The sequence below is a fragment of the Fusobacterium varium genome, assembly GCA_021531615.1.
Taxonomy (GTDB): domain Bacteria; phylum Fusobacteriota; class Fusobacteriia; order Fusobacteriales; family Fusobacteriaceae; genus Fusobacterium_A; species Fusobacterium_A varium_C.
Genome location: JADYUE010000003.1, coordinates 75,161 through 95,046, shown reverse-complemented (window position 1 = coordinate 95,046; position 19,886 = coordinate 75,161). Strand labels below are relative to the sequence as shown.

The following is a 19,886-nucleotide window of genomic DNA, read 5'->3' as shown; positions in this document are numbered from 1 at the left end:
TTTATCATCTTTCTCTATTCTGTTGCTAATGTCCTTATTTTCTTTTTTTATTTTGTCCTTTTCTCTCGCGGACAAGATTTATATTACCACAAATAATATTTTCTGTCAACAACTTTTTTAAAATTTTATTTAATTTTATTTTTTTCTTCTTCAATAGAGTAAATTTTAACTGATATTAGAGTTTTCTATCAAAGTAATAATTGTAGTTCCTCACTTGAAAAGATTTTCTTTCTCTGTTAAAATTAATTAAAAAAATTAATAGGAGTATGCCTTATGAAAAAAATAATTTTACTTTGTCCCGCTTGTAAAAAGAAAATGAAAATTTCTGATAAAACAGCAAAATATAAATGTCCTCACTGTGGTGCTATTTATGAATATAAACACACTTTTTTAAAAAAAATGTTCTATGATACAAAAGAGGTTGGTGTTGGTTTTATAACAACATTAAAAGATATAAAATTTAACATCAAAAAAAGATATAATGATGCTAAAACAACTTATCAATATATGAGTCAACTTAAAAAAAATATGAAAAATGATCCTAATTGGTCAAATTATAGAAAACAACAGGAAGAGATGAAAGATGTTACGCCTAAAAAATCTTTTAAAGATTTCTTTAAAAAGAAAAGATAGTCTGTAAATTTACAGACTATCTTTTTTAATAATCTTTTGAATCAAAAGATAAAACCAATTTATCTAATTTTGATTCTAACTTTCTATACTTTACCCCAGCAGCATCTAACATCTTTTTAGAAGCTAAATCTGACTTTGTTCCAGAATATTTATCAGATAGGTAAACTAACTCTCTTATTCCACTTTGAATTATAGCCTTACTACACTCATGACATGGAAAAAGTGCTACATATATAGTACAATCTTTTAAAGATTTGGTACTATTTAGTATTGCATTTAATTCAGCATGGCATACAAAAGGATATTTAGTATCTAAAAAATCTCCCTCTCTTTCCCAAGGAAACTCATCATCACTACACCCTTTAGGTAGCCCATTATAACCTACTCCAACTATTCTTTTATCTGTATTAACTATACAAGCTCCAACTTGAGTATTCGGATCTTTACTCCTCTTAGCTGAAAGAAGAGCTATCCCCATAAAATATTCATCCCATTCAATATAATCTTCTCTTTTCATCTTATTTTTTCCTTTCATCTTTTATTTTTAATATACCACATTTTTACTTAAATATAGTGATATTTTTTCTATTTTATAGTAAAATAATTTATATAATATTTTTAGGAGGTTCTTATGAAAAAATTAATTTTTTTATTTCTATGTTTATATAATCTAGCCTTTGGAATTATTGATTTTCCTGATATCAATTGGGGAGATAACAAAAGTAGACTTGAACTTATCTTTCCAAAACTTGAAAAAGAAATATCAATAGATCCATCAGTTGAAGTGTTTTCATTTCCTAAACCAAATGAAGGTATCTCTAAATACTCTTTTTACTTTGTAAATGATCAACTTTTTAAAGTGGAAATTTTGTTTAATAAAGATGTTGTTGGTAGAGATGAGGTTAAACAAATTTATTTAGATACTGTAAAAAAAATGGGAAAAAATGTTGATACTAAACCTATTAATGAAAAATATGGAGATATCACTCTTTCAGGTAATTCAATGAAATTTGTTCCAGATATCTATACATTTGTATTTTTAAAAGGCGTTGATACTCTTGATAAAGATAAAAATATGATTGATTCTCAATTAATTCTTGAATATGTAAACTCTGCTACTTTTATTAAAAAATAATATAAAAAGGTTATTGCTTATGTCGATTAATATAAACAATAACCTTTTATTTTTATTATATGAAAATTCCAATTTCTCTTAAAATTTCAATAAGCACAATAAATGCAGGAATCATTAACACTGCCAATATAGAAGATGCTAATGAACAACTTGAAACTAACAATGGTTCCTTTCTAAAATTAATAGCATAGGTTGCTATCACTGTTGCTGCTGGAGTAGCCATCATTATTATAATTGTAGCTACTGCTATATAGGATATCTCATAACCAACAATAAATTTTAATCCAACAAAAATAGAAATTAATACCATTGGAATTATGCTAACTTTTAAAATGCTATATTTCCATGAAATTTTTGATTTCAATGTTTCATCTAATGGCACCCCTGCCAATGTAATTCCAATAGATAACCATGAAAGGGGAGCATTTAGTGCTGCTAAATACTGCATAGGTTTAAAAAGCCAATAAGCTGTTTTATCAATACGTAAAATTCCATAATTTCTTATAATTCCATTTTCATTTATAGAGATTTGAGGAAGATATTTTTGAAATATCCAAACTCCCATTCCTAAAAAAGTTGCTACTATAACAGGATTGCTTATAATCTTTCCTATATTTTCCTTTTTTAACTTTACTTCTGATATAGTTATATAACCATATGTGTATAATAATGCTCTATAAGGCAGATTGAATACTGAAGCATACATAGCTCCTAAATCTCCATAAACAGCTTGTATTACTGGTATTCCAAATACAGTTGTAGAACCAAAAATAGTTATCATTCTTAAAACATCTTTTTTACTTTTACCATATTTTTTAAAGATAATACTGCTTATAAATATCAAAGCTAAATGAATAACTATGCTCCAAATCAATAAACTCATACTTTGATTTAATTTTTCACTATCCATATCTTGCATAAAAGCATTGTATGAAAGAGCTGGTATTGCTAAAAATAGAATAATCTTGCTTAAATTTTCTGCTGTTACTTCAGATAGTATTTTCTTTTTAGTAAAAATAAATCCTATTAATATTATTATCAGCACTGATGAAATTGTTCCTATTATATTATTATTATTCAATATATCTTCTAGTATTTTTCCTAAATTCATTTTTAACCTCTTTTCTAAATTTCAAAATAAGTTTATCTTAAATTACAAATAAATTCAAGAAAAATATATTTATGCAAATAAAAAAAGAGCATACTCAGATACAATCTTTTCTGCTCTTTAAATAACTTTTAATTACTTAATTATTGAAGTTTCATTAAAACCCCAGCTATAACGAATAGTGATCCAAATAGGAATAACCATCCTTGGAATTTAATTTGGAATTTTGCCCAAATTCCCCATTCAAGTCTAGCAATACCTAGTATAGCCATAAGAATTCCTGATGTAGGAACGATAAGGTTTGTAAATCCATCTCCTAATTGGAAAGCTATTACAGCTACTTGTCTAGTTACTCCTACTAGATCTGATAATGGAGCCATGATAGGCATTGTTAATGCAGCTTGTCCAGATCCTGATACAACAAAGAAGTTGAATACAGATTGGAATATATACATTACCCATGCACACATTGCTGCTGGCATTCCACTTAATCCATTTGCAACCCAGTTAAGAACTGTATTAAGTACACTTGGAGTATCAGCATCTGCTCCTCCTAATACTAATACAATACCTTTAGCCATTCCAACTACAAGAGCTGCTCCAATTAGATCTTCAGCTCCTTTTCTGAATGATGTTGCAATATCATTTACTGTCATATTATTTAATTTAAACACTACTCCAACAATTCCTGCTGCAACTCCCATTATAACAAATTGAGTTGCTATTTCTGGTAGATAGTAACCAAATTTAACTACTCCATAAATAATCCAAGCCATTCCTAATAAAACTATTAAAAGTACTAATGTATGTCCAAATTTGAATTCCATTTTATCTTGGTCATCAGATTTAAATTCTTCTCTGTAATATCTGTCTGCTTCATAAGAAATAGAACTTGTAGGATCTGCTTTTACTTTTTTAGCATATCTTAATGTGTATAAGATTCCAAACGCTGTAAAGAATGACCACATTGCTATTCTAAATCCTGCTGCTGATAATACTGGTATTCCTGCTACCCCTTGAGCTATGGCAACACTGAAAGGGTTCATCCAAGATGTTCCAAATCCTATTTGAGTTGAAACATAAGTAATTAAAATTCCTGTAATTCCGTCATATCCCATTCCAATTACTATTGGTATCAATACCATTGCAAATGGTATCGCCTCTTCTCCCATTCCAAATACTGCTCCTCCTAAAGAGAATACAAAGAATACTATTGGAAGTAAGAGCCATTCTGATCCCTTAGTCTTTTTAATCAAAGCATATAATCCAGATTCAACCGCCTTAGTTTTTAAAATAATACCAAATGATCCCCCTGTAATAAGGATAAATGCAATTACCCCTACTGCAGTTCCCCATTTGTCTCCACTTACAATTCCTTCAAAAACGTAGTTAGCTACTCCAACTTCTCCACCAGGTTCAAAGAATTTAATTCCTTTAACTAGAGGCTCTCCTTGTTCATCTAATTCATAAGCAAAGCTTCCAGCTACAGGAACTGATCTTGTCTTTTCTGCTCCAGTTTCAGTAATGTAAGTTACTTTTTCCATTTGGAATTTTCCTACAGGTACTGTATGTGTTAATATTGCAGCTAGTATTATTACTATGAATATTATAACATAGGTATCTGACATGTTAAATTTTTTCTTCATTTTTTCCCTCCATACATTTTAATACTATTATTATACTTTATGTTTGCAAAAAAATCAACTTTTTGTAAAAAAATACTTCATTTTCTTCATTCAGCCTATATTTTTACTAGATTTTTTATGTAATAAAAAAATCACAGTCTGGTTTACAAACTGTGATTTTCATTCAAATATAAAGTAATTTTATAGTTTCAAATTCACAGATAGCTCTCCATTGAAAATTCAATGACAGTAGCATAGATATTCTCCATACTACCAATAAAAAGATTTAGCACTCTTTTTATTTCGGCAAAATTCCCTTTCAAAATAGATCACTGCTTGCTAGCTCCCTATCTTTACTAATGTTTTCTGCACCTCTATCATTCTTTATTTTTTAAGTTTGATTATACTTTACAAAACTATAAAAGTAAAATATAATAAATATATTATTTTAAATATATTATTAATAATTTAAATGTTTTGATGTTTTAAAAGTTTACATAGTAACCATATTCTTTAAAAAGATCCACAACTTGACTTACATTTTCACTTTTTACTAAAATATGATAATCTTCACCTTTTAACATTAAACTTCTAAATCTAGTATCCTTTGTTATTGTAGAAATTAACTCTCTATCATTTTTTAATTTTAAAACTACATATTCACGATCTGCCTTAATTGCACTACTTTTCTCTAGCATATCTTCAAAGAACGATGTCCAATAACTATTTAATTCAGATGAAATTTTATTTTTAAACTCATCTATTCTCTCTTGTAACTCATCACAACCTTTTATTCCACGTAAAAAACTTTCTCTTGTAAACTTATACTTATTAGGTGCTATTTTTTGAGCTACTCTCTCTAAGAACATAGTTTTTATAGGTAGATCTCCAATAACAGTAGCTATTAATCTATCCTCATCTAATAAAATCTCTCCCTCCTCTTTAATGTGAGAGAAATCATATTTTTCTATTTTATCTAAACAATATTTTCCTAACTCTGTAACTTTTATATATTTAATCCCATCATACTTACTTAAATATCCATTTTTTAAGTATAGACGATTATTTATAGATGGTAAATCATAGTATAATTCTAGTACTCCCAATACTCCTAGTATAAATAAAACAGACTTTATAAATGGAACAACTACATAAAGAAGATATCTGTCATAATTTAAAATCTTTGTTCTCTCATAGTTAGCCTCATTTATATAGATATAGTCATAAGCATCTTTAACATCTATAATCTCAATGAATTCATCTCTATATAAAATAGTTTTCACTATATTATCCACACTTACAATTTTATCCATAGGAATTTCATTAAGAATTTTTTTAATTGTTAAAAGTCCTCTTTTTATCTCCTCTTTAGATTTCCATATATTTTTAACACCTTTTAAATAATTAAGATAAAGAGAAGTATAGTGATAATTTTCCTCTTGAATAGATTCTCCATTTAAGAAATCTTGAACTATTCCCTTGATATTAGAAACTCTAAAATACTCATCTTTTAAATATTGCTCTTTTAATAGGAAGAAAAATAGTGCAATAGTTTCTGTCTTTAAGAAATCTAAATCTTTAGAATTTTCATAGAACTCATTTATATTGCAATATTTTTTCATATTAACTTTTGATTCTTTTAAAATTTTTCCACTATTAGAAAGTACTACTCCACCTTGTTTATAAAAATCATAGTATATACTTAAATTTTCAATTAACTCTTTTTCATTATTATTAACTAAACACTCTTCAATTTTATCTAAAGGAATTAGATTATATTCAACTGGTTTAGGCATAAACTGTCTTATTACTCTAATTAGATCATAATCTAAATAAAAATACTCTCCCTTTTTATTATCTTTCTCTACTTTAAAAAATAGATACTCATCTTTTAAATCCTTATTTAGATCATAGTTACTTTCCATTTTAAAATATTTTTCTCTATCTTTTGGAGAGATAAAAACTTTTCCATTCCATACAATATCTTTAAATATCTCTTTTACATTTTCATCTAATGTTGAAAAAGCTGTACAGAATACCTCTTTCTTTAAATAAACTTGCTCTAATAGATCAATAAAAGTCTGTTTATTACTATTTTCACAAATAAGAGATATTTCAAAAAGTCCTAAATTACTCCCTATATACCCTTCAGCAATCCAATCTAAAAAATACTTATTGTATAATTTAAATAAAACTTCTTTTGAGTAAAATTCGTTTAATGCCTCCCTAAATCTATCTTTACTTATTCCCATTTTCCTCTCCCTGTCAATTATTCTCCAAGTATAAATTCAATGTCTTTTTCTGTAAGTGTCTTTACTGAGGCACTATCTTCTGAAATAAGACTATCTAGCAATTTACTTTTTGTATCTTGAAGTTGAAGTATCTTCTCCTCTATTGTATCTTTTAAAATTAACTTATAAGAAAATACTGTTCTATCTTGTCCAAGTCTATAAGCTCTATCTATAGCTTGATTTTCTACTGTTTTATTCCACCAAGGATCATATATAAATATCGTGTCAGCAGCTGTAAGATTAAGTCCTACCCCTCCTGTTTTTAATGTCATTATAAATACTTTATATTTATTATCCTTTTGGAATTTATCAACTAATGATTGTCTATCCTTTGTGCTTCCTGTCATTGATAGATAATTTATTTTATTCTTTTCTAGATCTTCACAGATATTTTCAATAGAGTTGATATAGTTAGTAAACACTAATACCTTATGTCCATTTTCTACTGCTTCAAGAATATTGTTTACAAGTACTTCACGTTTACTAGACATAACTCCATTACTCTTTGATTCTGGACAGCTTGTTATCTGTCTTAACTCATTTAAAGCTTGTAAAATAAAGAATTGTGTCTTTCCAATCCCATTTTCTTTGATTTGACTATTAACCATCTTATAATAGTAACTTCTTCTCTCTTCATAAAGTTTTTTCTGCTCTGGATTCATCTCTATAAACATAGTTTTTTCTATCTTATCAGGTAGATCTTTTAAAACCTCTTTCTTAACTCTTCTCAAAATAAATGGATATATTTTTTTCTTTAACTCCTCTATTGCTTCAGGATCATTTTCCTTTTGAATAGGTACAGCATAGTAAGTATTAAACTCCTCTGCTGTCCCAAACATAGCTGGATTTAAAAATCTAAATAGTGAGTATAGTTCTCCTAAATTATTTTCAATTGGAGTTCCACTTAAAGCTATTCTATTTTTTGAATTAAGAAGCATTATAGCCTTTGTTGTTTGTGCATTTATATTCTTAATATTTTGTGACTCATCAAGAATTATTGTATCAAATTGCATATCTCTCAATACTTCTATATCGTTTCTTATTGTTCCATAAGTTGTAAGTATTACACTATTTTTCTTGATTATATCTGTATTTCTAAAGTTTCCATAATATATACCAACTTTTAACTTAGGACTGAATTTTTTTATTTCCCCTTCCCAGTTATATATCAAACTTTTTGGCATTATTACTAAACTTTTCTTTCCTTTAACCTCATGTAATCTTGTTAGCACTGCTATAGCTTGTAAAGTTTTTCCAAGTCCCATATCATCAGCTAGACAACCACCTAAATTATTATCCATTAAGTATGCTAACCATTTATATCCATACTCTTGGTATTCCCTTAGTTTTGCCTTTACCTTAGGTGGATCAATACCATAATCTTTTACACTATTAATTCCCTTAAAGAAACTTCTACTTTTATTCATCTCTTGAGTAAATATCTTATCCTCAATAAGCTCTTCTATTACTGGAAGATCAAAGAATGAAAGTTTAACTTTTTTCTTATCGTCGCTATCTTTAAATAATCTCTCTAATTTCTCAATATATTTTCTATTGATAAGAGCACTTGTTCCATCACTTAAAACTATATATGAATCTTTTTTATATGATGATAACACATCTAAAATAGAGAATTTTTCTCCCTCTATCTCAAGTTCTACCTCTCCCTCTAAGAAATCTATTGAGTGGCTAAAGTTTCCAATAACCTTTGGTTTTACAGCTTTTATATTATATTTTCTCAACTTATCAGTTCCAACAACCTTATACTTTGAAGCAAGTTGAAGTAGTTCTTTAGTTATAAATTCCTTAGCTAATTTCTCTTGTAAAATTATTAAGTTATCATCATCTAAATAGAAACCTGACTTCATCTTTATATTTTTTTGAAGCTTTGCTAAAATTTTTACAATCTCTTCCACAGCTTCTGGCAATTTTCTTAAATCAATCTCACTTATTGATATTTTCTTCTCAAGATTATTTACTATTGCTGTTTTCGTGATCTCATTTTTCTTTAAAAACTCATAATCCATTGTTGAAATAACAACATTTATTTGCAGATATAAGCTATTGTCTTGAGAAATTTTTTCTATAATAACTTGAGGAACAGGAGTATTCTTCTCTCCCTCTACAATTTTATAATCTAAATACTCTATCTCAATATTTTTAAAATATTTTACTGTCATTGTTATAAAGTTTTCCAACTCTTTTTTACTTATTGTTCCTATAAGCTCTTTAAGAGTGTGAAGGTTATTCTCTTCAAAAGGTAGAAGATAGAATACACCTTCTCTCTCTAACACCTCTTCAGTAACTATTTCAAAGTCATTATAACTCTCATTTAAAAGAAGCTCTGTACACAATAAATTTGTATCTCCCTCTTTTTCTTTAATAATAAGAGTTAAAACATTATTCTCTTTCTCCCACTTTATAGTGTTCATATTCTCATCAACAAATTTTTCATTGTCTATTAGGTAGGGAATCAGATTTGAATGTTCGCTGAGGTAAGCTTCTTGATACTCCTTTTCCCAATCAATAAAGAAGCTGTCCTCCTTTATCCCCTTAATATAAGAAAGTACAGCTTTCATCTTATTATATTTTTCATCATCTATATCTATAAAATCTAAAGATTCTAATATCTCATCTTTACTCAAAACAGGAACTATATATTTTCCCTTTTCATCTGTTTTTAACATTATATAAATATCTTCTATTCTGTATTCTTTCTTTTCCCAGTTCATAATCATTCCTTACTATATTTTTTATCATTTAATGTATATTATAACAAAAACTCTGCTTTTTATCAATGTTATATAATTTATTTTATTCTATTTTAGTATTCAATTTTTTCTAAAATATCTTTTATTTTTAATACCTCTGTTTTTGAATTAGAAAACTGTTTTCTAAACTCCTCTATCTCTTTATAACCATTATCAAAGTGCATAGGAACAAAATATTTAGGCTCTAGCTTCTCAATAAAATATTCCCCACCTTTAAACATATTCTCTTCCAATCTAGGGTCTACTGGAAAAAATGCAATATCTATTTTCTTATCATTTTCTTTTATCTTCTCTATTATCCCTTGAAACTTCTCTTTCATATACTTTTCTTCTTCTAAAGTATCATCTGACCATGCCCACCAATTCAGATCCCCAGCATGGAATACTACCTTTTCTCCTACCTCTACCCAAAAAGATACTCCTTCATCTGTTGAACCATAAGTTTTTATAGTCAGATCTGAAGTTTTTCTCTCTTGATTTTCTTCTAAAAATATTATATCTAAATCATTTGGTTTAACTTTTATATCTGAACTAAAAATATACTTGATATTTCCATTAATTTCATGCCATTTTAATATTTCAGGATTAAAATGATCATGGTGTATATGTGAAGAAAAAACAGATACTTTTTTATCTTTTCTTTTAATAAAATCTAAAATCTCTATTTTAGACTCTAATTTTCTTGGAGTTTTATAATAATCAAAAATTAATATATTTTTTTCATCTTCAACTACAAAACAACTATGATAAATATAATAAATATTCATTCTTCCTCCTCATTATTTTTCGACTATATATTATACCATGATTTTTACAAATCTAAAATGTTTATTTTAAACTTTTTTACTCTTCTTTATTTTTTATTGACTTTACAATTAAGATAGTATATCTTTAAAGTATAATTTATTAAAGGGGGTATTTTATGAATTTTGCATTTAATCACTTTAATTTTAATGTTTTAGATTTAGAAAAAAGCTTAAAGTTTTATGAAGAAGCACTTGGATTGAAAGAGGTAAGAAGAAAAGTAGCTAGTGATGATAGCTTTATTCTTGTTTATTTAGGAGATGGAAAAAATAATTTCTCTCTTGAACTAACTTGGCTAAAAGATAGAGAGGAAGCTTATGATCTTGGAGATGAAGAGTTCCATTTAGCTCTTGTTACTGACGATTTTGATAAAGCTTATGAAAAACATAAAGCTATGGGTTGTATAGCTTATGAAAATCCATCAATGGGAATCTATTTTATTACTGATCCTGATGGTTACTGGATTGAAATAGTTCCTCAAAGATAAAAACAAAAGCACCCTCTGTATACCAAAGGGTGCTTTTGATTATGCATTATAATATAAATTTTCTGTTGGGAATACTTGATCACAAGTAAGATCTATTCCTAATTTTCTCAATGTTTGCTCATCATTTTTACCAAGGATATTTGTGCAATGTGCTTGTGTTCCTTTTAACATATGAAGTTTTTCCATAGCCACTTGTGCCATAGGGTTTGTTGCTGCTGAGATACTAAGAGCAATTAATACTTCCTCTGTATCTAATGCAACATTTTTACTCATAAGAGTTTTGCTCTTTAAATTGATAATTGGTTCAAGTATAACTGGAGATATTAATAATATCTCATCATTGATGTTTGCAAAATGTTTTATTGCATTTAATATTGCTGCTGATGCTGCATCCATTAAGCAAGATTTTTTACCTGTAACTATTGTTCCATCAGGAAGTTCCATAGCTATTGCAGAGCAAATTCCATTTTTATCACTTTGCTCATTTTTTAGTTTTTCAAGTCTTTCTCTTGCTACTCCTACAACTTTTCTATCTTGCTCTTTTAGATTTAAAAATTCCATAATAACTTTTGTTCTTTGGAATGTTTCTTTATCAACATATCCCTTTTTATACTCACAACCTGTTTTAAAATATCTTCTTATAATCTCTTGTTTTGATGCTTCTCTAACTACATCATCATCAACAATTCCAAAACCAACTCTATTTACTCCCATATCTGTTGGAGATTTATAGATTGATTCTTTTCCAGTGATTTTTTCTATAATTCTTTTTAAAAGAGGGAAAGCTTCTACATCACGATTGTAGTTTACAGCAGTTTCTCCATAAGCTTCTAAGTGGAATGGATCTATCATATTTACATCTTTTAAATCCACTGTAGCTGCTTCATAAGCTATATTTAAAGGATGTTTTAAAGGTACATTCCATACAGGAAATGTTTCAAATTTTGAATATCCTGCATCTCTTCCTCTTTTGTATTCATGGTATAATTGACTTAAACAAGTAGCAAGTTTTCCACTACCAGGTCCAGGAGCAGTAACAACTACTATCGGTTTTGTAGTTTCAATATATGGATTTTTTCCATATCCTTCATCACTTACTATTGTATCTATATCCATAGGGTAACCTTTTGTAGCTCTATGTTTATATACTTTTATACCTCTACGCTCTAGTTTTGTTATAAATAGATTTGTTGCAGGTTGGTCATCATATCTAGTTATAACTACACTATTTACTTGTAGTTCATAATCTCTTAAATCGTCTATAAGTCTGAAAACATCCATATCATATGTAATACCAAAGTCTCCTCTGATTTTATTTCTCTCTATATCACCAGAATAGACACAAATTACTACCTCTACCTTCTCTTTAAGTCTTTGAAGTAGTTTTATTTTAGCATTTTCATCAAAACCAGGAAGTACTCTCTTAGCGTGAAGGTCAAACAATAATTTTCCTCCAAACTCTAAATATAACTTATCATAATTATTAACTCTTTCTAAGATATACTTCGATTGCTCTTCTAGATATTTGTTATGATCAAAACCTATCTTCATCTATCTCTCCTTTTATTTATAAAAAAATATACTAATAACTTTAAATTTTTCCGACTTTCTATTTTAGCATATTTATTAAAGAAATTCTAGTAACTATTTAACTAAATAATCAATATATTTTTTCAATGATTCCCTTTTATGTTCAGATGTTCCAATTGTTTTTTCACTGTGTAAAAGTGAACTAATAACAGCTTCTTCAACACATTCTATTACTCCTCTAAAAACTTTATCTATAATATTTTCATTTATTATTTTTATACTTACTATATCTCTATCTTCATAATGTTTTATTCTATTAGCAGTAGAAAAAGCAATTACTATATCTCCACTTCCATTTCCTATATGAGATCCTGTTCTTGCTAATCCTATTGGAACTCTCTTAGCTATTCTTTTTAATTGTCTCTCATTCATAGGAATATCAGTAGCTAAAATTATTATTATAGATCCCTTTTCTAACTCTTCACTCTCTTTTTCTAAAATTTTTTCTCCAACTTTTATTCCATCTACTAAAAGATCCTCTTTTAATCCAAAATTTGAAAGAACAAGAGAACCTATTGTATACTCTTTATCATCTAGCTTTAAAACTCTAGAAGCAGAACCTATTCCTCCTTTAAGTTGATAACAACTCATACCTGTTCCTGCTCCAATATTTCCCTCTTTAAAGTTTATTTCTGCATTTTCTATGGCATCAAAAACATCTTCCTCTTTTACGTGAAGTCCACGAATATCATTTAAGTATCCATCATTACACTCACATACTACTGGGTTAACTGTTCCTGTTGTTACCCCTATATCATCATTCTCCTTCAACATATATTTTACTAAGGCTGTACTACAAGTTCCTACACTTAAAGTATTTGTTAATATAATTGGAGTCTCTAAAGTTCCCAATTCATTAATTTGAACAAGTCCTACACTTTTTCCAAAACCATTTATCACATATGATGAGCAGATTAATTTCTCTCTAAAGATATTATCACTATGGGGAATTATAGCTGTTACCCCTGTTTTTATATTGCCATTATCCAAGGTTTTATGTCCTACTTTTACTCCCTTTACATCTGTTATTAAGTTGTTCTTTCCCTTTTGTAATTTTCCTATTTTTAATTTAATATTTTCAATTCCCATTTCTACCCTCCAAATATCATGCTATTTCTATTATATATCAATTTCAAATTTAATCAAAATTTTTAAATTTTCCCTTTGAAGTTTGACAAAGAAATTAAAAAATGATAATATTTAAGAAAAATTAGGGAATGAGGTCTCCCTTTGTTTTAAACATAAACCGCTTTTAAGCTGATGACTTCTGCATTTTTTTGTTATGCAGAATTTATCAGTTTTTTTATTTTATTAATTTTTAGGAGGATATATGTTAACAAGTCTAGCTTTAATATTTTTACTTGGTCTTTTATTAGGTTCAATCTTTATCAAATTAAGACTTCCTGCTCTTTTAGGAATGATACTGACAGGAATAATTCTAGGTCCTTACTCTTTAAATCTGTTGGATAGCTCTATCCTAAATATCTCTTCCTCACTTAGACAACTTGCTTTAGTTATAATCTTAACTAGAGCTGGCTTATCTCTAAATATAGAGGATCTAAAAAAAGTAGGACGTCCTGCTATTCTTATGTGTTTTCTTCCTGCAACTTTAGAGATTTTAGGAACTGTTTTAATTGCACCTAAATTTTTTAATGTTACCATAATCGAAGCTGCTATCTTAGGAAGTGTTCTTGCTGCTGTTTCTCCAGCAGTTATTGTTCCTAGAATGATAAAATTAATAGAAACAAAAAAAGGAACTAATAAAAGTATCCCTCAACTTGTTATGGCTGGAGCTTCAGTAGATGATGTTTTTGTAATTGTACTTTTCACATCTTTTTTAAATTTTGAAAAAGGTGGAAATTTCTCTTCAACTGCTCTTTTACAAGTACCCTTTGCTATTCTAACTGGAATAATTATAGGATATCTTATCTCTCTAATACTTATAAAATTCTTTAAAACTTTCCATATGAGAGATTCTATAAAAATAGTTATTCTATTAAGTGTTTCATTCCTTTTATTGGAGTTAGAGATATATCTAAGCAGATTTATTCCTTTCTCAGCTCTTATATCTATAATGAGTATTGGTATAGGAATATTAAAAAACTATGAAGTTCTTGCTAAAAGAATCTCTTCAAAATTTTCTAAACTTTGGGTGGCTGCTGAAATTCTACTTTTCGTTTTAGTTGGTGCTACTGTAAATATTAAGTATGCTCTCTCTTTTGGTACAACAGCAATTATATTTATTCTTCTAGTTTTAATCTTTAGAATGTTTGGAGTTTTTCTTTGTTTAATAGGAAGTAATTTGAATAAAAAGGAAAAACTTTTCACTATGTTTGCTTACACTCCCAAAGCAACTGTACAAGCTGCTATTGGTGGAATTCCTTTGGCTATGGGGTTAAACTGTGGAAATCTTGTTTTGACTATTGCTGTTCTAGCTATTTTAATCACTGCTCCATTGGGGGCTTTAGCAATAGATAACACATATAAAAAGTTTCTAAATTAAAAATAGAGCTGGCACTTAACGTCAGCTCTATTTTTAATACTATATATAAAACATCTTGGGGAAAGATTTATTATGCTTTAACTATACTCCATGTTTATGTCAATATTGTTACAAAATTAAAAAAATTATAAGACATACTCTTTTATTGCTTTTACAACACCATTATCATTGTTACTTTCAGCTATATAATTACTATTTTTCTTTAAAATTTCATGAGCATTAGCCATAGCAAAGCTATATTTTCCCATACTCATCATCTCTAAATCATTTAAATAATCTCCAAAAATCATTGTTTCATCATAAGTTATTCCAAGTTTTTTCTGTACCATCTCAACTGCTTTTCCCTTATTAGCATCATCTTTCATAATATCAAGCCAAATTCTACCTGATACAACTACTTTAAATTTTGAGTCAAAATCCTTATAATAGTTAAAACTATTCTCTTCTGAACCTGAAAAATCACAAAAAGCTACTTTCATTATATCATCTTCAACCTCTTCTAATTTTTCAACTTGCTTTAATTCTGAATAATATTTTCTCATCTCTGTTAAAAAATTTTCCTCTGTTGCCTCTGTATAAGCTGAGTTTTTTCCACATAAAACAACCTTACAATTATCAATATTTCTAGCTATTTTTAAAATCTTTTCTAAGTCTTTCTTTTCAATAGTATTTATATATAGTTCTTCCTCGTGATAAACTACATAAGTTCCATTCTCTGCAATAAATAACATATCATCTTTTATAGAAGAAAATCTCTCTTTTAAGTTGTGATACTGTCTACCACTTCCTACTGCAAAGATTATCCCTTTTTCTTTTAATTTTTTATGTACTTCCCAAAACTCTTCATTTATTTCATTATTATCATTTAAAAGTGTTCCATCCATATCTGCTACTATTAATTTTATCATTGCCTTTGCTCCCCTTTTTAACTTTTTTCTATTTTAACACATTATTTTAAAAAAAATAAAGTTTTTTATATTTAAAATAAATTTTTCTCTCAAAATATAAAAAGACACTTTTAATGTAACTAAAAAATAGCACATTAAAAATGTCTTTACTCTTATTTTTTACTTTCTAAACTAATCTAAATACCAATACTCTCTATTTTTTTCCATTAAATCATCTAAAACTAATTTTGCTTTATTTGGTTCAATTACTGTTCTATTAAGAGTTAAAGCTTGAAGAGCTTTTGTATAATTTTTTTCCATAAAAGCTTCAACTGTTAAAAGTTCATAGGCATATTGACTTTCCATTAATCCTTTATAGAATGTTGAAATTTCTCCAAAATAATTTCCCTTTGCTCCATCTTTACCTATAGTTCCATCAACTTCTATAATAGCATCTTGTGGAAAATTAGGAATAATTCCATTATTTTTTACCATTACAACAAAAGGATTATTTAGATCATAAGCTATTGATTCAGCAACCTCTACCATTAATTTTCCAAATACACTATTAGTTAACATTTTTATTCCAGACATATCTTCTCTGTTCTCTGCTAATTTACAAGTTTCAAATACCTCTTTTTCTCTTCCTAATTTTGCTTCGTCAGCTCTAGTAAACTTTGGATCACTTTCTTGAACTATCTCAGTTGGAAACATATAATATTGTAAATATGTTGTAGGTATATACTCATCAAAATAATTCATATATTTATTTACTCTAACATATGTATCTAACCATGATTTATCTCTTTGCTCAGCATTAAAAGGCTTAAAATCATGATCTCTTAAATAAAATCTTAACTTATCAAAATAATCTTTTCCATCTGTTCCTTTTAATCCTGTAAACCATCCAAAGTGATTTAGACCAAAGTATTTAGGAATTAATGTTTCTTGTGGAACTTCTAAAATTTTAGCATATGATTTTAATAGTGAATATGGTTGATCACATAGATTTAAAATTCTCTTATCCTCAGGAAACATTCTGTCAAGTCCCAATGCAACAATTGCAGCAGGATTAGTATAGTTCAAAATCCATGTATCTTTTGAATAACTTCTTACTTTTTCCACCATCTCTTTCATCCCTTGAAGAGAACGCATTCCATAGGCAAAACCTCCAGGACCACAAGTTTCTTGCCCTACTAGTCCATATTTTAAAGGAATCTTTTCATCAAAGCTTCTCATCTCTCCTTTTCCAACTCTCATTTGACAAAATACAAAGTCTATATCTTTATATGCTACATCAGGGTCAGTAGTAAATATTACTTCAACTTCAGGATAATAAGTTTTTAATACAAGTCTATCATAAGCTTCCATTTGTACCATACGTTCATTGTCAATATCAAACATAATTATCTTTTTTAGCGGAAATCTTTCTTTATACTCTATTAAGTTTCCTAAAAGTGCAGGTACTCTTGCACTTCCAGCTCCAGCTATTGTTATCACATTTTCTTTTCTTTTCATCAATTATTCACCTCTATTTTTTTAACTCGTCATCTACAGCATTTCTTACAAATTCAACTAAAGGACCATATACTAAATGAATATGATTAGCCATTGGAAAGAAAATTCCTGTATATCCAGATTTTTCTAGAATTTTTTGATCAACTAATTTACTATCTACTAAATCTATTCTTAATCTAGTGATACAGTTGTCAACATTTTTAATATTTCCCTTTCCTCCTAAACCTTCTATTACAATTTTAGCAATTTCACCATATCTCTTCTCTTTTATTAATTCATTAGTAGTTAAAATAGCTTCCTCTCTTCCAGGAGTTTTTATATCAAATTTTAAAATAAACCATTTAAAAATAAAGTAAGTAACTACTGAAAGACATAAACCTATTATAATAAAATATAACCAGTTAGTTCCTTTATATAATAATCCAAAGATTACAAAGTCAAAAATAGTTCCACGAATATAACCAATAGCAACATTAGCTAAAGATAGACAAACCGCTCCTAAACCTATTATGCAAGCATATATTGCATAAAGAACTGGTGATAAAAATACAAATGAAAATTCTAATGGTTCTGTTACATTTCCTAATAGTGCAGTTACTACACAAGTAATCATCAATCCTTTTACCATCTTCTTATTTTCTTTATAAGCAGTTTTATACATAGCTAAAGCTATAGCAGGAAAAGCAAACATAGTACAAAGCATTTGTTGTTGAACCATAAATCTAGTTAATTTTGGCATCAATGACCAATATTGAGAATCTGGACCTTGTTTAAAAAGAATCTCTCCCATTGTAGGAACAACTCCAACAAAAGTAGTTCCATCTATTACATAACTTCCCCCAGCTTCTGTAAATCTAAATAACGCATTCCATAGATGATGAAGTCCAAAAGGAATAAACAATCTTTCTCCTCCAGCAGTGAAGAAAGGACCAAATTTACTTAAAAATACCACAGATAACCCAGTAAGCCCTGTTACAAAATGTTGCCATATAAAAGGAAGAACAACTCCTATAACTACCATTATTCCCATACATATTATAGATACAGATTTCTTTCCAGCGAAGAAAGCAAAAGCTATTGGTAATTCTAGATTATAAAATTTATCAGTTGCCCAAGCTGCTATTGCTCCAGCTAAAATTCCACCCATTGCATTTATATTTAACGTTTGAATTCCTAATATTTTTATTTGTCCCATTTGACTCATTACAGCTGAGTCTGCCATATTCCCACTTACTTGTAAACACACACTCATTGATACTATTAAAACTAAATAGCTTAAAACAGATGCAAAAACAGCTATTCCTTTATCTTTTTTACTTAATCCATAAGCAACTCCCATAGCAAATAATAAAGGAATATTATCAAATACTGTTCCAGCTATTGTTCTAAGACTTTTTAATGTAACATTAATAACTGGATTTCCTAAAACAGGAAATTTAGCAATCATATAACTTTGAACAAAAGCACCAGTAATCCCTAAAATCATTCCAATAGGAGCCATAACACCTATTGGTAATAATAGAGAACGACCAAATTTTTGAACTTTATCAGTATAACTTTTCATCTTACCCTCCTCTTATGCATATATATGTTGACTAAATGTTAGCATATGAAAAAGGGTAATTCAATTTAAAACAGATGATATGTTATCTATTTACAAAAAAAAGTCATAAAATATGACTTATGTCATTTGATACTTTAAAGTTTCTATTATAATTTCAACTATTAAATACATTCCTATTCTAGAAGCACTATCATTTACTTTAGTATCTTTTTGCTCTGATATACAGTATAACTTGAAATCAGCTAATGAGCTTAAAGGGTTTTTATAAAAATTAGTGATAGAAACTATTTTAGTTTTTTTTATTTTTGCTATTCTAGCTATCTCCAATACTTTATCTGTCTTTCCTGAAAGAGAAATTAGAATAACTAACTCATTACTTTCTAATGTTTTAGCAACATTAGTGATCAAATTATAATCTTCTAAAAATATACATCTAAATCCTAAAGTTAAAAGCAAATGATTTAAATGAGATCCTACAGATTTACTTGTTCCTCTAGCGACAACATATATAGTTTTTACCTTTTGAATCTCTCTAACTATATTTTTTATCTCCTTAGTATTTACTAAAGAAAATGTTTTTTCTATATCTTCTTTTAAATTTGATTGAATACTTTCATACTCATCTTTTTTTATTTTAGGTATATTCCCAGATTTTAAATAATATTTAAAATCTGTATATCCACTAAAACCTAATTTTTGGGTCATATTTATTATCAATGTTTTTGAAACTAATATTTTTTTAGCTAAATCCATTATTTTCATATTTTTAACTTCATCTTGATGATTAAATATGTAATCAAAAATCTCTTTCTCACTATTAGTTAAGTCATCATAAAATTTTATTAACTTTTCCATATTCACCTCACACACAAATAGTTTCTTTTAACTTAAAGATATTTTAACAAAAATTCAAATAATAGAAAAGTTTTTATAAAAAAACTAACCCAAACTGAAATTATCAATTTGAGTT

At 27.8% G+C, this 19,886-nt stretch carries 16 protein-coding genes; 4 read left to right on the top strand and 12 right to left on the bottom strand.

The features are described from left to right. The first annotated feature begins 273 nt into the window (after positions 1–273). Positions 274–633 carry a hypothetical protein gene (locus tag I6E31_03025; GenBank protein ID MCF2638943.1) on the top strand — a complete coding sequence of 120 codons (360 nt, stop codon included), beginning with the start codon at positions 274–276 and terminating at the stop codon, positions 631–633. 25 nt (positions 634–658) lie between these two features. Here I6E31_03025 and I6E31_03020 read toward each other — a convergent pair whose 3' ends face one another. Next, positions 659–1,150 (bottom strand): dCMP deaminase family protein, encoded by a 492-nt coding sequence (locus I6E31_03020; GenBank protein ID MCF2638942.1) that lies wholly within the window; start codon positions 1,148–1,150, stop codon positions 659–661. Positions 1,151–1,264: 114 nt separating this feature from the next. Here I6E31_03020 and I6E31_03015 point away from each other — a divergent pair, with 114 nt between their 5' ends. Continuing rightward, a complete protein-coding gene (locus tag I6E31_03015; protein ID MCF2638941.1) occupies positions 1,265–1,768 on the top strand; it encodes a hypothetical protein in 504 nt (167 codons plus the stop codon). Between the two features lie 55 nt (positions 1,769–1,823). On the opposite strand, the gene I6E31_03010 is transcribed toward I6E31_03015, so the two are convergent. From I6E31_03010 to I6E31_02990, 5 genes are all read right to left on the bottom strand, one after another. Further along, positions 1,824–2,879, bottom strand: coding sequence for an AEC family transporter (locus I6E31_03010; protein MCF2638940.1), 1,056 nt, complete (start codon positions 2,877–2,879; stop codon positions 1,824–1,826). A gap of 140 nt (positions 2,880–3,019) precedes the next feature. Beyond that, the gene (yfcC, locus tag I6E31_03005) at positions 3,020–4,522 is read right to left on the bottom strand and encodes a putative basic amino acid antiporter YfcC (protein ID MCF2638939.1); all 1,503 of its coding nucleotides are present in this window, start codon (positions 4,520–4,522) and stop codon (positions 3,020–3,022) included. A 464-nt stretch (positions 4,523–4,986) separates the two neighbouring features. Next, entirely contained in the window at positions 4,987–6,753 is a 1,767-nt protein-coding gene (locus I6E31_03000; GenBank protein MCF2638938.1) for a hypothetical protein, read from the bottom strand. Between the two features lie 17 nt (positions 6,754–6,770). Then, a complete protein-coding gene (locus I6E31_02995; protein ID MCF2638937.1) occupies positions 6,771–9,524 on the bottom strand; it encodes a DEAD/DEAH box helicase in 2,754 nt (917 codons plus the stop codon). 92 nt (positions 9,525–9,616) lie between these two features. Beyond that, positions 9,617–10,330: an MBL fold metallo-hydrolase gene (locus tag I6E31_02990; GenBank protein MCF2638936.1), complete on the bottom strand. Its 714-nt coding sequence runs from the start codon at positions 10,328–10,330 to the stop codon at positions 9,617–9,619. Between the two features lie 155 nt (positions 10,331–10,485). Here I6E31_02990 and I6E31_02985 point away from each other — a divergent pair, with 155 nt between their 5' ends. Further along, positions 10,486–10,854, top strand: coding sequence for a VOC family protein (locus tag I6E31_02985; GenBank protein MCF2638935.1), 369 nt, complete (start codon positions 10,486–10,488; stop codon positions 10,852–10,854). Between the two features lie 39 nt (positions 10,855–10,893). Here I6E31_02985 and I6E31_02980 read toward each other — a convergent pair whose 3' ends face one another. Both I6E31_02980 and I6E31_02975 read right to left on the bottom strand, forming a co-directional pair. Beyond that, positions 10,894–12,405, bottom strand: coding sequence for a DUF1846 domain-containing protein (locus tag I6E31_02980; GenBank protein ID MCF2638934.1), 1,512 nt, complete (start codon positions 12,403–12,405; stop codon positions 10,894–10,896). 93 nt (positions 12,406–12,498) lie between these two features. Continuing rightward, the gene (locus I6E31_02975; protein ID MCF2638933.1) at positions 12,499–13,533 is read right to left on the bottom strand and encodes a P1 family peptidase; all 1,035 of its coding nucleotides are present in this window, start codon (positions 13,531–13,533) and stop codon (positions 12,499–12,501) included. A gap of 241 nt (positions 13,534–13,774) precedes the next feature. Between I6E31_02975 and I6E31_02970 the strand changes: the two genes are divergently transcribed. Further along, positions 13,775–14,947: a cation:proton antiporter gene (locus I6E31_02970; GenBank protein ID MCF2638932.1), complete on the top strand. Its 1,173-nt coding sequence runs from the start codon at positions 13,775–13,777 to the stop codon at positions 14,945–14,947. 125 nt (positions 14,948–15,072) lie between these two features. Here the strand turns inward: I6E31_02970 and I6E31_02965 are convergent, their stop codons facing one another. The 4 genes from I6E31_02965 to I6E31_02950 form a co-directional block, all read right to left on the bottom strand. Then, positions 15,073–15,855 (bottom strand): HAD family phosphatase, encoded by a 783-nt coding sequence (locus tag I6E31_02965; GenBank protein ID MCF2638931.1) that lies wholly within the window; start codon positions 15,853–15,855, stop codon positions 15,073–15,075. Between the two features lie 171 nt (positions 15,856–16,026). Then, positions 16,027–17,352, bottom strand: a complete 1,326-nt coding sequence (locus I6E31_02960; GenBank protein MCF2638930.1) for a 6-phospho-alpha-glucosidase — start codon at positions 17,350–17,352, stop codon at positions 16,027–16,029. Between the two features lie 13 nt (positions 17,353–17,365). Next, the gene (locus I6E31_02955) at positions 17,366–18,916 is read right to left on the bottom strand and encodes a PTS transporter subunit EIIC (protein MCF2638929.1); all 1,551 of its coding nucleotides are present in this window, start codon (positions 18,914–18,916) and stop codon (positions 17,366–17,368) included. A gap of 117 nt (positions 18,917–19,033) precedes the next feature. Then, positions 19,034–19,771, bottom strand: a complete 738-nt coding sequence (locus tag I6E31_02950) for a MurR/RpiR family transcriptional regulator (protein ID MCF2638928.1) — start codon at positions 19,769–19,771, stop codon at positions 19,034–19,036. Between the last annotated feature and the right edge of the window lie 115 nt (positions 19,772–19,886).